The 14,754-nt window shown below is 37.7% G+C and carries 15 protein-coding genes and 1 riboswitch; of the genes, 4 read left to right on the forward strand and 11 right to left on the reverse strand.

What is annotated here, in order from left to right; genetic code table 11:
• Positions 1-22: 22 nt before the first annotated feature.
• The 5 genes from queF to POF52_RS08670 all read right to left on the reverse strand — a co-directional run bounded on the left by queF (position 23) and on the right by POF52_RS08670 (position 3,217).
• Positions 23-520 (reverse strand): preQ(1) synthase, encoded by a 498-nt coding sequence (gene queF / locus POF52_RS08650; RefSeq protein WP_013082243.1) that lies wholly within the window; start codon positions 518-520, stop codon positions 23-25.
• Positions 521-618: 98 nt separating this feature from the next.
• Positions 619-1,350: a 7-carboxy-7-deazaguanine synthase QueE gene (queE, locus tag POF52_RS08655; protein ID WP_271991905.1), complete on the reverse strand. Its 732-nt coding sequence runs from the start codon at positions 1,348-1,350 to the stop codon at positions 619-621.
• A complete protein-coding gene (queD, locus tag POF52_RS08660; protein ID WP_013055983.1) occupies positions 1,343-1,783 on the reverse strand; it encodes a 6-carboxytetrahydropterin synthase QueD in 441 nt (146 codons plus the stop codon). Before queD ends, queE begins: the two co-directional genes overlap by 8 nt.
• Positions 1,783-2,448: a 7-cyano-7-deazaguanine synthase QueC gene (gene queC, locus POF52_RS08665; protein ID WP_013082241.1), complete on the reverse strand. Its 666-nt coding sequence runs from the start codon at positions 2,446-2,448 to the stop codon at positions 1,783-1,785. The genes queD and queC overlap by 1 nt, the downstream gene beginning before the upstream one ends.
• Positions 2,449-2,678: 230 nt before the next feature.
• Positions 2,679-2,722: riboswitch (PreQ1 riboswitch) on the reverse strand.
• Between the two features lie 309 nt (positions 2,723-3,031).
• Complete coding sequence (locus tag POF52_RS08670; protein ID WP_271991909.1) at positions 3,032-3,217, reverse strand: hypothetical protein; 186 nt, start codon at positions 3,215-3,217, stop codon at positions 3,032-3,034.
• Between the two features lie 366 nt (positions 3,218-3,583).
• On the opposite strand from POF52_RS08670, the gene POF52_RS08675 reads away from it, so the two are divergent.
• Positions 3,584-4,303 (forward strand): 3-ketoacyl-ACP reductase, encoded by a 720-nt coding sequence (locus tag POF52_RS08675; protein ID WP_013082239.1) that lies wholly within the window; start codon positions 3,584-3,586, stop codon positions 4,301-4,303.
• Positions 4,304-4,368: 65 nt separating this feature from the next.
• Here the strand turns inward: POF52_RS08675 and POF52_RS08680 are convergent, their stop codons facing one another.
• The 3 genes from POF52_RS08680 to nhaC form a co-directional block, all read right to left on the reverse strand.
• Complete coding sequence (locus POF52_RS08680; RefSeq protein ID WP_013082238.1) at positions 4,369-4,494, reverse strand: DUF6254 family protein; 126 nt, start codon at positions 4,492-4,494, stop codon at positions 4,369-4,371.
• 87 nt (positions 4,495-4,581) lie between these two features.
• Positions 4,582-5,463: an alpha/beta hydrolase family protein gene (locus tag POF52_RS08685; protein WP_176583900.1), complete on the reverse strand. Its 882-nt coding sequence runs from the start codon at positions 5,461-5,463 to the stop codon at positions 4,582-4,584.
• 291 nt (positions 5,464-5,754) lie between these two features.
• The gene (nhaC, locus tag POF52_RS08690; protein WP_271991911.1) at positions 5,755-7,137 is read right to left on the reverse strand and encodes a Na+/H+ antiporter NhaC; all 1,383 of its coding nucleotides are present in this window, start codon (positions 7,135-7,137) and stop codon (positions 5,755-5,757) included.
• A 419-nt stretch (positions 7,138-7,556) separates the two neighbouring features.
• Here nhaC and POF52_RS08695 point away from each other — a divergent pair, with 419 nt between their 5' ends.
• The gene (locus POF52_RS08695) at positions 7,557-9,671 is read left to right on the forward strand and encodes an ATP-dependent Clp protease ATP-binding subunit (RefSeq protein WP_271991913.1); all 2,115 of its coding nucleotides are present in this window, start codon (positions 7,557-7,559) and stop codon (positions 9,669-9,671) included.
• A gap of 51 nt (positions 9,672-9,722) precedes the next feature.
• On the opposite strand, the gene POF52_RS08700 is transcribed toward POF52_RS08695, so the two are convergent.
• On the reverse strand, positions 9,723-9,989 hold the full coding sequence (locus POF52_RS08700) for a hypothetical protein (RefSeq protein WP_074894312.1): 267 nt from the start codon (positions 9,987-9,989) through the stop codon (positions 9,723-9,725).
• A 340-nt stretch (positions 9,990-10,329) separates the two neighbouring features.
• Here POF52_RS08700 and POF52_RS08705 point away from each other — a divergent pair, with 340 nt between their 5' ends.
• Both POF52_RS08705 and POF52_RS08710 read left to right on the forward strand, forming a co-directional pair.
• Entirely contained in the window at positions 10,330-11,913 is a 1,584-nt protein-coding gene (locus POF52_RS08705; RefSeq protein WP_271991916.1) for a PAS domain S-box protein, read from the forward strand.
• 134 nt (positions 11,914-12,047) lie between these two features.
• Complete coding sequence (locus tag POF52_RS08710; protein ID WP_255323362.1) at positions 12,048-12,182, forward strand: hypothetical protein; 135 nt, start codon at positions 12,048-12,050, stop codon at positions 12,180-12,182.
• An 80-nt stretch (positions 12,183-12,262) separates the two neighbouring features.
• Here POF52_RS08710 and POF52_RS08715 read toward each other — a convergent pair whose 3' ends face one another.
• Together POF52_RS08715 and POF52_RS08720 are read right to left on the reverse strand one after the other, a co-directional pair.
• Complete coding sequence (locus POF52_RS08715; protein ID WP_271991918.1) at positions 12,263-13,957, reverse strand: M3 family oligoendopeptidase; 1,695 nt, start codon at positions 13,955-13,957, stop codon at positions 12,263-12,265.
• A gap of 170 nt (positions 13,958-14,127) precedes the next feature.
• Positions 14,128-14,598 (reverse strand): MarR family winged helix-turn-helix transcriptional regulator, encoded by a 471-nt coding sequence (locus POF52_RS08720; protein ID WP_013082231.1) that lies wholly within the window; start codon positions 14,596-14,598, stop codon positions 14,128-14,130.
• Positions 14,599-14,754 lie beyond the last annotated feature (156 nt).

Consider the following 14,754-nt stretch of genomic DNA (forward strand, 5'->3'; position numbering starts at 1 on the left):
ATACACAACCTGTTTGTTCGAATTAACGATTATCAATTGTTTCTGGGTATAAATCATGATTCATCAGGCGATAATTAGCCATTTCTTCATACTTTGTACCGGGACGGCCATAGTTTGTATATGGATCAATTGAAATCCCGCCGCGTGGTGTGAATTTTCCCCATACTTCAATATATCTTGGATTCATCAGTTTAATTAAGTCATTCATAATAATGTTCATACAGTCTTCATGGAAATCTCCATGGTTACGGAAGCTGAACAAATAAAGCTTTAACGACTTGCTTTCTACCATTTTTTCATCTGGAATGTAACTAATATAAATGGTTGCGAAATCAGGCTGACCTGTTTTTGGACATAAGCTCGTAAATTCCGGACAGTTGAATTTCACAAAATAATCACGATTTGGGTGTTTGTTATCAAATGCTTCTAGAATCTCTGGTGCATATTCAAACAAATAGTTTGTTCCTTGATTTCCAAGGAGTGATACACCTTCTAATTCTTCATCTTTTCGACCGCTCATTTGTATTTCCTCTCTTTCTACGATTGTCATTCTAACAGCGTTTTTTTATTTTGTATATATCTGTTTTTATTTTTCTTTGTAAATTTTTTGCTATGCGCTTACACACCTCGTTTATTTCCCCAAACAAGGGCGTGAACCTGCGGCAGAACTCTTACATCGTTCATGTTTTTAGCTGCCACTGCCTTATCGATTAACCACTCATACTTTTTAAGCAATTCTTGTGTTAACGACGCATTATCGATTGTCGTTAAGTCCTCGTTTCCTACTTGAACAAAAAATGGAACCTCAGGATAACGTTCATGAACAGACGCTGCATACTCAAAGTCCTCATCATTAAATACAACGACTTTTATGCTTATGTGCGCCATGCGTTTTTCCTTTATTAATGTCTCTATAATATCGTCTAATACGGCGAAATTTGTTTTCATTAATGAACTTGGAGGCTTAGGAGAAATCGTTAAATCATCGATCTTTAGGAACCAATCCTGATAACGGCTTCCCTGTGTTTCAAGAGCTGCTTTTACCCCATGACTGTGCAAAAGCTCTACAAGTGAACCAATTGCCTTGATAAGCGCAGGGTTTCCTCCAGAAATGGTGACGTGATCAAAGGACTCTCCTCCAATTTCTTTTAGCTCCGTCCAAATTTGTTCTGCTGTTAGCTGACGAATATCGTTTTTAGCAGATCCATCCCACGTAAAAGCTGAATCACACCAGCTGCAGGAATAATCACAGCCCGCGGTACGAACAAACATCGTCTTACGTCCTACAACCATTCCTTCCCCTTGAATCGTTGGTCCGAATATTTCAAGTACTGGAATTGTATTAGCCACGTTTTTTCACCTTCTTTGGGCGGTAAACTACGTAACTTGTCGGCGTTTCCCGCACGAATACTTGTACGCAAGAAGGCTTATTTGGTAGTGTGTCTAGATATTCTTGAACCAACTCATAAATTTTACGGGCAACAACTTCAGTTGTAGGAAAATCATTTGGATTTTCTTCGTTAAAGATAGAATGATCGTTCAATAATGTATGATCAAATTGACCAGAAACAATTTTTTTCAATAGCGCAAAGTTTACTAAAAAGCCCGCTTCGTCTAATGTATCTCCGGCAACAGTTAGATTTACGAAATACGTATGTCCATGGACTTGACGGCATTTTCCTGCTTCTGTGTGAGGAACAAAATGTGCCGCAGCAAACTGCATATCTTTGTTCAGTTCGTATTCATAGTCATGAAATACTTGAGGATACATTTGTTGCAGCATTATTCCTCTCCCCCTTCTTTTGTTTGCATGTATTGATCTAACCCGCGTTTTCGCAATTGACATGCGGGACATTCGCCGCATCCATCAGCAACAATACCGTTGTAGCATGTTAATGTTTTTTCACGCACATACTCAAGCGCCCCTAGCTCATCCGCTAACGCCCACGTTTCTGCTTTATCAATCCACATAAGGGGCGTATGAATCACAAATTCAAAGTCCATTGATAAATTAAGCGTGACGTTTAACGATTTTACAAATACATCTCGACAGTCTGGATATCCCGAAAAATCAGTTTCACAAACGCCTGTTACGATATGACGGCCTCCGCTGTTTTTAGCCAGTACGGCTGCAAATGATAAAAATAACAGATTGCGGCCATCCACAAATGTGGTAGGCAACTCTCCTTCTTTTTGCTCGATCTCAATATCATCTCGCGTTAAGGCATTTGGTGCTAATTGATTTAAAAGTGACATATCTAGTACGGTGTGCTTCACACCTAAATCAGCTGCAATAGCTTTTGCTACCTCTATCTCTTGACTATGGCGCTGGCCATATTGAAAAGTAACCGTTTCTACTTCTTTAAAGTTTTTCAAAGCCCAAAATAGACATGTTGTACTATCTTGACCTCCGCTAAATACAACAATAGCTTTTTCATTTTTCATCATTATTGTTCGTCTCCTTTTTGATTGAAATCAAAAGAAGAAGAAACTTTATTGAACCGTTCGTTCCCTTTGTGACTAATTTTATAACACAAAAAAGAGACTGCTCTTTTCCAGCAATCTCCCTAAAAAGCAACTAAGATACACGTCCTCGCCAGCATACACGTCAAAAAGACGCGTTGATAGAAAAGCACGTGAAAGAAGACACGCTAAAACCGTGTCTTTTGTCATCAACGATGATCTTAGTTTTTTATAGAGGGAGTTTTCGAACCTCTCCCGTACATATACAAACGTGCACGGCGTTTCTTCTTGAATTGTCATCGTATTATACCACATGCGTATAAATAATGCTATGTTTGTTGGCTTCTATCGCCTTTAGCTTCCTTATTTTTCTTTATATAAGAAAGAGCAATAAATAATAAGGGAAAACAGAGGCTTAGTACGAATAAAGAAAAAGGCCAGTAATATTTTTCAAAATAATTAAAGTATGCTGTATTCGGAATAATATAATACGCTACGCCTGTAATGATTAGACCTAAAGGAAAGCTTAAAAAATTACGTACGCGTAAATTACACAATCGGACGATACTTAACTGAATGGCATAGAACACAATGACAACTTTAAAAAAGATAGATAACATCCAAAATAGTGTTCAACTTCGTCTTTATTTACTAATCCGTCGATGTAAGCAACACCTAAAGTGAATTTTTCTTCAATCGAAATTCGAAACTCTCGCACAACTAAATCCGTGCTCTGTCCCAGTGCTTTTTTCATGCGGGATAAATTATCTCCCACCCTCTCAGATAATTTCTGCTCTTCCTGTGTAGAAGAAGCATTAGTATCCTTAGTATCCTTAGTGTCCTTCTATTCATCAGCTTTTTCTTTCCGCTGTTTGGATTTATTCGTTAACTCAGATAGTTTTTTTATACGCATTGTTCATCCTCCACTACATTGAACGAAAAGAAACGGAATTTCTTCTTTTTAGTCTCTATAGTTTTTGTATGAAAAGGAAATTTATACTTGAAGCCATTTTAATAATCTTTATTTTTGACATCATTTGTGCATTTCTATAGGATAGTAATGGATAATTCTTTGTTATTATGAAGAATGTTTATGCGGAACATTGAAAGGAGTCTATACATGGCACAATCACTTAAAGGCAAAGTAGCTCTTATTACAGGAGCAGGAAAAGGCATCGGTCGTTCAACTGCGATTGAATTAGCAAAAGAAGGCGTAAATATCGGTTTAATTGCTCGTACAGAGGCAGATTTAAAGGCTGTTGCTTCTGAACTAGAAGCATTTGATGTACAAGTTGCTTATGCAACAGCAGATGTTTCTTCTATGGAAGAAGTAAATGCAGCAGTTGAGCATCTACATACAAAATTAGGGGCAACAGATATCTTAATCAACAATGCAGGAATCGGTAAATTCGGAAGCTTTTTAGAGCTAGACCCAGCTGAGTGGAAACAAATCATTGATGTGAATTTAATGGGCGTTTACTACGTAACGCGCGCCGTTCTACCTCAATTAATCGAAAAAAATGGTGGAGACATTATCAATATTTCATCCACTGCTGGTCAAAAAGGCGCTCCCGTTACAAGTGCTTACAGCGCTTCAAAATTTGGCGTGCTCGGCTTAACTGAATCTCTAGCGTTAGAAGTGCGCAAACACAATATTCGTGTAACAGCTCTAACACCAAGTACAGTAGCAACGGAATTAGCGTATAAAGAAAACTTAACGGATGGCAATCCTGATAAAGTGATGCAGCCTGAAGACCTAGCAGAAATTATGGTCGCACAATTAAAATTGCATCCGCGTATTTTTATCAAATCTGCGGGCATGTGGTCCACAAATCCATAAACAAACATAGAAAAAGGAGAGCTTCAGCTCTCCTTTTTTGTGTCTTCCTTTATGTGGTGGTTACCTTATTTACGTTTAGGCGTGATTTCTTCTGATAGTTCTTCAAAAGATTTCACTTTTCCATGCGATGGGTTTTGTGATTGTTTTCGCACATTCCACTGACGCTCTTTTTGACTTTTAGACTGAGTCATTTTGCTTCATCCCCTTTTTATATGCTTACATGTAGTAGGATAAAACAAGCTGCTCTTTTCCATTCATCAAAACTACTTCCAATTTCTTTACTGCTTAGCTAAATGTATTTTAAACCATTTATCAATTTCCGCGTTATATTGATCATAATAAGCAGTTAGCGGATGGTCTCCGTTTTTGTACAGTACATATTTATATTCTTTTCCCTGCTCATCTAATTGTTTCACAAGCTTTTCAGCCTGCGTGTGGTGAACTTTACGATCATGATCACCCTGTAAAATCAAAAGAGGTGAATTTACTTTATCGCTCCAATAGACAACAGAACGACTTTTATACCTCTCTGGATACTGCGCCGGATCTCCTACAATCGTCCGCAGCACTTGTTTCATTTCAGCCCCTCTTTGATCATAGAATTGAAACATGTCTGTAATACCTGATTGTACGACAACTGCATCAAATTTAACGCCGTTTTTCATCGTTAAATACGTCATCATGCCGCCGCGTGAATATCCTAGCGCTACCTTTTGCTGGTGATTTACATAAGGAAGCTGTTCTCCCCACTTAATAAGATTTAATACGTCGTCAATATCTTTACCGCCGTACGTCTCTGTACCTTCACTTCCGCCATTTCCCCTGTATTGAGTCGCAACCACGACGTAGCCTTTACTTGCCCAATATGATAAGTACTGCAGTGTTTTTGCGCGAATCATGCCATGTTCGCGATTTCCTCCGCGATTATATACTAAAAGTGGATAATGTTTGTCTGCAATGTCTTTAGGCTGTACTAAAAACCCTTTTATCTTTAAATTATCACTAGGATACGTAATGCTATATACATCTACTTTATTTGAATAAGGCGATAATAAAGTCAATTTTTCTTTATTTACATCATCACTTTCAGCTCGGTTGAAAACCGCTGTCACACCGAGCACAGCTACAGTGATTAATGCAATGATGCCCCATTTTTTCAACAGAAACCCTCTCCTCAATAAATATCTTTTCTCTTTTATAATGAGTGTTTTCATTTGGCTTTACCCTTCTTAAATGTTTGCTAAAAAGGGCATTCATCCCATCGCCAATACAGCTTATTTATCATACCGCAAAACTCAAATTTCTTCATCAATAAAGAAATAAGAATTCATCCAAATACATTAACAAGAAAGACGTATAGTAAATTGTATTATTAAATTATAGATTTGAAAAGTGGAATGATACTTTTTTTGTCGTTTTTTACCTGTCCTTTTCCAAAAAAAAAAGCCCAGTTAAGACTGAGCTTTTTTCTTGGCAATGCCAATGCCTGTATATGCTAAAATAATTGAAAAAATAGGACATAAAATGCTAAAGAATGTAAATGGAATATAGTCAGCTGCAGGAATATTTAATGCAGTTGAAATAAAAGCACCGCTGACACCCCACGGAATAATAGCATTAATAACCGTTCCGCCGTCTTCAAGCGTTCGTGATAAGTTTTTTGGATCTAAATTCCACTTTTCATACAGCGGCTTAAACGTCTGTCCAGGCAAGAGAATCGATAAATACTGTTCGCCTGTAATAACGTTCACTCCAATTGAAGATAGAAGCGTAGCAAAAATAACGTCTCCGCTGCGGCGAATTTGTTTTGCTAATCCTTCTAACAAAGCATCAATAATTCCAACGGCTCTCATCAAGCCACCTAGCGACAAGGCAATCATGATAAGGGAAATAGAAAACATCATGGACTGCAGTCCGCCTTTATTCACAATCGCATCCACTACTTTATTTCCTGACTCTACTGCAGGCCCGCTTTGAAGAACGCCTAGCAATTGACTGAGCGTAAATTCATGCTGTGTGATCATTCCTGTAATGATGGCCGTTACAATACCTAAAACTAACGTTGGCAGTACATCGACTCTTCTCATCGAAAAAATAAGAACTAAAAGTGGAGAAAGCAACGTTAACACATGTAAATTAAACGTATGTTTTAATGCGTCTTGAATTCCTTGAATTTCCTCGTAATTGACGCTTTCCTGATTTCCGTTGATTCCGATTACCAGTGCAATGATTGCTGTAATAACAATACTTGGAACCGTCGTCCACGTAATGTGCTGAATATGTTTAGGAAGCGGGACTTCAACGATACCAGAAGCAAAATTTGTTGTATCAGACAATGGAGACATCTTATCTCCAAACACAGCTCCTGAAACAATCATCCCCGCTGCTAGCCCTGGATGTACACCAATAGCAGTTCCTACGCCAAATAAAGCGACCCCTACCGTACTGACGGTTGTTAATGAACTTCCCGTGAATGTTGAAACTAATACGGTAATAACTAAAGCACTAATTAAAAAGTACTGGGGTGAAATCCAGTGGAAGCCGTAGGATAAAATCGTCGGTATCGTTCCTCCTACCATCCAAATCGCAATAAGCATCCCGATCAGCATTAAAATAAGGATAGGCTTAATGCCCAGTCTGACACCGTCTAAAATCCCTTTCTCCATTTCTGTCCACTTATATTTCAACAAAAAGCCAATCACACTAATAAATGCTACACCAAATATCAGCGGAATATGAGGCGGCAGCTTTAACGTAAATAATGAAACAAAAATAATAGCTAATAGCACCAAAACCACCGCTATTGATTGTATAAATGAAATTTCTTTTTTCATGAGGTATTCCCTTTCTATCTTTCTTTTTCACTTAAACGCTTTTATGCTTTTACGCAGTTAAGTGCAAACCTTCTTGAGTATAATTTTTATCCTTCTTGCTGTCAATAACTTATTTTATCCAACGGTAAGCTCTGCACTCATTTTTCCACTTTTCTTCTTATTAATATTAATTCCCTCTCCAAGCAGATCATTGTACAAAATGCCTCTTATGTTTTTACATGTATAGAACGGGTACACATAAAACACATCTTTTTTTAATGTACTACCTTTTGTACATAAGCGAGGAACTTCCTTCAAAAATTTTTTAAGCAAAAGACTTGAAAGTCAAAAAAGGTCAAAGTATAATGAAATTACGAAAGGTCAAGAAAGGTCAAACACCTGCTGATCTTCGATTAAAATCATTTAGGGAGGCTAATTAAATGATTTGTCAAAACTGTAATAAACGTGAAGCATCTATTCAATTAAATGTACAAACAAATAACCAAAAATCTCAATATCGTTTATGTCATACATGTTATCAAGCACTAATGAAAGAACATAAAATCCCATCAGGTTTTGGAGGTGGCGGCTTTATGAACATCGATGATTTATTCAATCAAATGGCGCACGAACAAGCTGCACCGGAACAGCCACAGCAAGGAAATGGCGGCGGAGGCTTTTTAGACCAGTTCGGTCGAAACTTAACTCAAATTGCGAAAACGGGATTAATTGACCCTGTTATTGGCCGAGAAGAAGAAGTAGAGCGTGTCATTGAAATTTTAAATAGAAGAAACAAAAACAACCCGGTACTAATCGGAGAACCCGGTGTTGGTAAAACAGCTGTTGTTGAAGGGTTAGCTTTAAAAATCGCGGAAGGAAAAGTTCCTGCCAAGCTGTTAAATAAAGATGTATATCTGTTAGATGTAGCATCTCTCGTAGCTAATACCGGCGTGCGCGGTCAATTTGAAGAGCGCATGAAACAGTTAATTTCTGAGCTTCAACAGCGAAAAAACGTGATTTTATTTATCGATGAAATTCACCTTCTTGTAGGAGCTGGTTCAGCGGAAGGTTCAATGGACGCAAGCAATATTTTAAAACCAGCTCTTGCACGAGGCGAACTTCAAGTAGTCGGAGCTACAACTTTAAAAGAGTACCGTTCCATTGAAAAAGATGCGGCTCTTGAACGACGCTTCCAGCCGGTTATGGTTCACGAACCGTCTGTAGAAGAAGCCGTTGAAATTCTAAAAGGAATCCAAAGTAAATATGAAGATTACCACGGCGTTAGCTATACAGATGAAGCAGTCCGCGCTTGTGTAAATTTATCACACCGCTACATTCAAGATCGCTTCTTGCCTGATAAAGCAATTGACTTGCTAGATGAAGCAGGTTCAAAAATGAACTTACAGGCAGGCATTACAAATAAAGACGACGCGGCCGCTCGCTTAAAAGAAATTACAAAAGAAAAAGAGCAGGCGCTAAAGGATGAAAAGTATGAAGTAGCAGCAAAACTGCGCGATGAAGAAGCTGCTCTTGAAAAACAACTAAACGAAGAACAGCAAAAAATGAATGTGGATATTGCTGACATTCAAGCAATTATTGAAAAGAAAACGGGTATCCCTGTTGGTAAACTTCAAGAAAATGAATCAGCAAAAATGAAGCATTTAGCAGAGCACTTAGCTCAAAAAGTAATCGGACAGCAGGAAGCTGTAGAAAAAGTAGCAAAAGCGATTCGACGTTCTCGCGCTGGATTAAAAGCGAAGCATCGCCCAATTGGTTCATTCTTATTTGTCGGCCCAACAGGTGTCGGTAAAACAGAGTTAACCAAAACATTAGCTGAAGAACTGTTCGGCTCAAAAGATGCTATGGTTCGTCTAGATATGAGTGAATATATGGAAAAACACGCGGTGTCTAAATTAATCGGTTCACCTCCTGGCTACGTAGGTCACGAAGAGGCAGGACAGTTAACAGAGAAAGTACGCCGTAATCCTTATTCCATCATCTTACTAGATGAAATTGAAAAAGCTCATCCAGACGTTCAGCATATGTTTCTGCAAATTCTAGAAGATGGACGTCTAACAGATAGTCAAGGTCGCACAGTAAGCTTTAAAGACACAGTTATCATTATGACAAGTAACGCTGGTGTAGGTGAAAAGAAAATTACGGTTGGATTTGACGCAGAAAATGACGCACTTAAACAGGCATCCGTTTTAGATTCACTTTCATCTTATTTCAAGCCAGAGTTTTTAAACCGATTTGATACAATCATTGAATTTAATCATCTTGAAAAAGACAACTTGATTAAAATCGTGGGCCTTATGCTTGCTGAATTAAAAGAAACATTACAAGAACAAAATATCACGCTGAGCGTAGCAGCTGAAGTAAAAGAAAAACTGGCTGAACTTGGCTATCACCCTGCATTCGGTGCTAGACCGCTCCGCCGAGCAATTCAAGAACAGCTTGAAGATCGAATTACAGACTTACTTTTAGATAACGCAGACGTATCAACAGTGAACGTAACGTTAAATGAAGCAAGCGAAATCACCGTACAAAACTAATAGAAAAAGCGACTCTACTTGAGTCGCTTTTTTTTATAGAAATACTTACGTTTATTTACTTTCATCTGTTTTTTCGTCAGCACTATCCGTTGATTCTTCTTGATCATCAGCTGCTTCATCCCCCGATGAATCATCTGCTTCGTCTTGCTTCATTGTTTCCTGTGGATCATCTGTAGTTGTATCCTCCGCTTGAGTATCATCCGACTGTTCTGTTTGCTGTTCTGTGGCATCTTTTTCATCCGTTTGTGAGTTGCATGCTGTGATTAACATAATTGCTAGAAGTGATCCAAATAACTTGACTAATAAACTTTTGTTCATTTTACCGTCTCCTTTCGAATCATCTGAGCCTCTATGTAGTCACCATTCATATGGCTCTACTGGCAGTATAGCCTATCCAATTAGAAAAAAGTTCATTTTTACAAGGTTATCACAAAAGCTTTACATCCCCTTCATTTCGTTCATATTCTCCTCATATTTCCTTAATAGTTTATGACTAGCTGTATTCTAGATCTATCTTCCTTAGTCTAAGTACTCAATTCGGCTATTCACACAGTTGTAACTATGCTAATATGAGTGATATATCACTATATCGAGCGACTAGCTGACTATAAAGTTATTCTCCTATAAAATTATTCGCCATTTAAGAAAGGGATTTTTTATGGAATCACACAACCTCATAAAAAAACGAAATTTTATTCTTTTACTTATTTTTTGGCTGCTGTATTTTGTCCACATTGTGTTATACCACTTTATTGCAGCTGATCCTCATATGATTGTTTTTATAAGCGGAGGAATTTTATTATTGGTAGTGACGGCTATGTACCACTTTCGTTTTCATCCTGCTCTCATTATGTATTCTTTTTTTATATGCAATTATGCCTATATTGCGTACATGACATCTATTGAACCTGCTGTTATTAATTATTTATTTTTGTTTCTTGGAATTATTGTTAGCTTTATTTATTATAGCTATGTCGCTATTGTAATTTCTACATTAATGTCCATAATAATTGTTTTGTACTTTTATGTAAGCAACACTCTTTTTACATCTGTGACTTTCGTGAAATTAGATATCGTTTATTTCATTTTGTTTACGCTGATCACAATGATTATTTTGTTGTACTGTGCTCATTTCTCTAAAAAACTGATTGCTATTAAGACGGTCAAAATGAACAAAACCGAAGATGAACTGTACTCAGCTCAAGAGTATTTACAATCTTTTTTTACATACAATCGCGACGCCATTTCCGTGTTCAGTCTAGACGGTAAAGTGCTTAAAGTAAACGATGCTTTTGAGCAAATATACGGATGGAAAGCTGAAGAAATTGTCGGAAAAGCCATTCCATTCATTCCTGCTGGCTTAAAAGGCGGCGCTGAAAGCCGATTAGAAAGGGTTAAAAAAGGAGAAAAGCTGGTAGCCTTTGAAACTCAAGATAAGCGAAAAGACGGAAAAATAATTGATGTAGAAATCACTGTTTCACCTATTTTTAATCGTGATCAGCAAGTCGTTGCGCTTTTTGGTTTTTCACGCGATCTTACAGAAGAAAAAGAAACAGAAAAATTTCTTCGCAAAACCGATAAGTTATCTTTAGCCGGCGAAATGGCAGCGGGAATCGCTCATGAAATTCGAAATCCGCTTACTTCTCTGAATGGATTTATTCAGCTTATTCATGAAGACAGCAGCCGCTATCATTCTTATACAACCATCATGCTGAGCGAACTGAATCGTATTAACTCAATCGTTGGAGAATTTTTATTGCTCGCTAAACCTCATGACACGGTTATGAAAAAGCACGCATTCTCTACTATTTTAAATGACGTTATTCTTCTGTATGAATCAGAATGTGTATTAAAAAATGTCGTAGTTAAAACGCAGGTGGAAGCCCCGCATACATACATCTGCTGTGATGCAAATCAAATTAAGCAAGTACTCATTAATTTGTTAAAAAATGCGCTCGAAGCTATGCCTAGCGGAGGAGAAATTCATTTAAACGTTACTCAGCATACTAAAGATCTTACTATTTTCATTAAAGATACAGGAGTCGGCATTCCTTCACATTTGCTTACGCACATTCAAAAGCCTTTTTTTACTACGAAGCCCTCAGGTACCGGTCTTGGACTTGTTGTGATTAAAAACATTTTGTATCAGCATAAAGGAACATTTGAGATTAAAAGCACTGTTGGCGAAGGAACCAGCGTTTCCCTTACGATTCCTTTATGGGAACAAGAAATTAATCATTAAAAAAAGAGGCTGGAACAAAAGTATGTTAGTTGAAGAAAGATCCGAACGAGTTTGTTTCTTAATTAAGAATCAAACTCATTCGGATTTTTTTATTATGAGGGCGAACGTAGATTTAATCTAGGTGCTTCTAGCTGTTGATTGGAGGGCAAGGCGAAGACTCCTGCGGGAAAAGCGGAATAGGTGAGACCCCGCAGGAGCATAAGCGCCGAGGAGACTCACCGCCCGCCCGTGGAAAGCGAAGCCTTGCACGGAAATCAACGGCGGTGTAACAAGCGACTCATACTAGATTGTTTATCCCATTTGTTCGTCTTTAGATTGGATTGATTTTGTTGTGTCTCCATCTCTTTTTTTATAGCTTTTTATCATCAATACTATTTAAATAGTTTTCAATTTCATCTACTACAGACTGCACGCAGCCCTCTTCGAATGGAGAGATCAAATTCGCCTCCTCTACTAATTCTAAAAACGGCTTACTTCCGCCAAGCTTACACAAATGAACGTAATCTTGCCATGCTTGCTCATGATTTTCTCGATCTTTTTTCCAAAATTGAAATGCACAAATTTGAGCGAGCGTGTAATCAATATAATAAAACGGAGACGTGTAAATATGAAGCTGGCGCTGCCAGAAGCCCCCGCTTTCTAGATAATGATGGCCGTCATAGTTTTTAGAAGGCATATATTTCTTTTCAATTTCTCGCCACGTTTGTTTTCGTTCCGAAGGCGTCATCTCAGGACGTTCGTATACAGCATGCTGAAATTCATCTACCGCTACCCCGTAAGGCAAGAAAGTTAAGCCTGAGCTTAAATGAGAAAACTGGTATTTATCTTTGTCTTCTTTAAAGAACAACTCCATCCAAGGCCATGTAAAATACTCCATGCTCATCGAATGAATTTCAGCTCCTTCATGCGTAGGCCAGTTATACTCATTGGTTTCCATATCTCGGCTGGAATACACTTGAAAAGCATGCCCTGCTTCATGCGTTAACACATCAATATCCCCTGATGTTCCATTAAAATTTGAAAAAATAAACGGTGCTTTGTATTCTTCAATAAACGTACAGTAGCCTCCGCCTGCTTTGCCCTTTTTAGCGACTAAATCCATCAAATTATTTTCAAGCATAAATGAAAAAAATTCGTCCGTCTCTTTAGAAAGCTCCTTATACATAACCCGTCCATTTTCAATAATCCACTTTTCATCACCTTTTGGCACTGCGTTTCCTGTTTCAAACTGAAACGGTTCATCATAATAAGTTAAGCTCTCTACTTGAATTCTTTCCTGCTGACGCTTTTTTAGTTTTTCAGTAAGGGGAACAATATACTCTTTTACTTGTTTGCGAAAAGCGGCAACCATTTCAGCATCGTAGCCTATTCTAGACATACGAGCATAGCCCACTTCCACGAAATTTTTATAGCCTAATTTTTCAGCAAGCTTGGTCCGCACTTTTACAAGTTTGTCATAAATATCATCAAATTCCTCTTCATGATCGGTAAAAAATTGAAATTTCGCTTCTGCTGCTTTTTTTCTCATTTCTCGATCAGGTGACTCCATAAACGGATCAAGCTGAGCTAACGTTCTTTCTTCTCCTTCAAATACAATTTTAGCTGACGCCACTAGTTTCGTATATTGAGACGATAGCTTATTTTCTTCCTGAAGCTCTTTTACTATTTCCGGAGAGAACGTTTTTAACTGCATTTCAGCAAGAGAGAACAGCTGCTTGCCCCACTTTTCTTCTAGTTGTCGTTTAAAAGGCGAAGAGATTAACGCTTTGTAAAATTTCTCTACATATCCTTCTAAAAGCGGCTGTGTTTCATCAAAATAGTCTTGTTCTTCTTTATAAAATTCATTCGCTGTGTCGATAGAATGACGAATATAGCAGATGTTCCCCATTGTGCTGTACTGGGAATACGCATCATTTGCTAAACAAATTGCCTCGTTTTGCTGACTGACTGACGCTGCTTCCGTAAAATGTGTAATGGCCTTTTCAAATCGCTTTTCAATTTCATTCATATCAGGTCGCGTATATGTATAATCTTCAAATTTCATTATTTGTTCTCCTTCCTCTATTGTCTGTATGTAACCTAATTCGTTTTTATCCAGCTGTATTCCTGTTAATTTCAATTTTTTGTCACTTTTTATTTTTATGTCGATTGGTCATGAAAGAGGTCATAGAAAAAAACTCGTTTGTTCAACAGAAACAAACGAGCTTTCCTTAATTAATTAGTCGATTCCGGTAAAAATTCATCTGCATAGTGCCCTAGTTTCTTAAGCATCGAAATGGCAACTTCCTTTTCTTCGCTAGATAAAACGGATAAAATATCATGAATTCTTTTTTCGTGACTCGGAAACATGCTTTCAATCATTTCCTTACCTTGCTTGGTGATAGCTGCATAGGTTACGCGACGATCGTTCGGACAAGCAACGCGCTCTAAGAAGCCTTTTTTCTCAAGCTTGTCTACTACATACGTAATACTGCCGCTTGCGAGTAGAATTTTTCCGCCAATTTGCTGCAGAGGCTGCTGGCCTTTGTGGTACAATAACTCTAGGACAGCAAATTCGGTTGGATTCATTCCATGCTGTTGAATAAATTTATGCACATGATCATTAATTGAACGATTGGCACGAGATAGTACAATAAATAATTTAAGAGATTGGTCTAACTCTTCTCTAGTTACATCATTCGTCATTTTAATCAGTTCCTTTAATATTATCTTGATATCAAGATAATACTAAAATTTCCCTTCAAAGTCAATCAAAGCAGGCTTATTTCATCGGTTATTCTCTCCGCTTGTACAATTTTTTTGATAAAAAATGTATATAAGTGGATTTATACATATGCTTTT

Origin of the sequence: Priestia sp. AB (assembly GCF_028369225.1) — a bacterium.
In the GTDB taxonomy this organism is placed as follows: Bacteria; Bacillota; Bacilli; order Bacillales; family Bacillaceae_H; genus Priestia; species Priestia megaterium.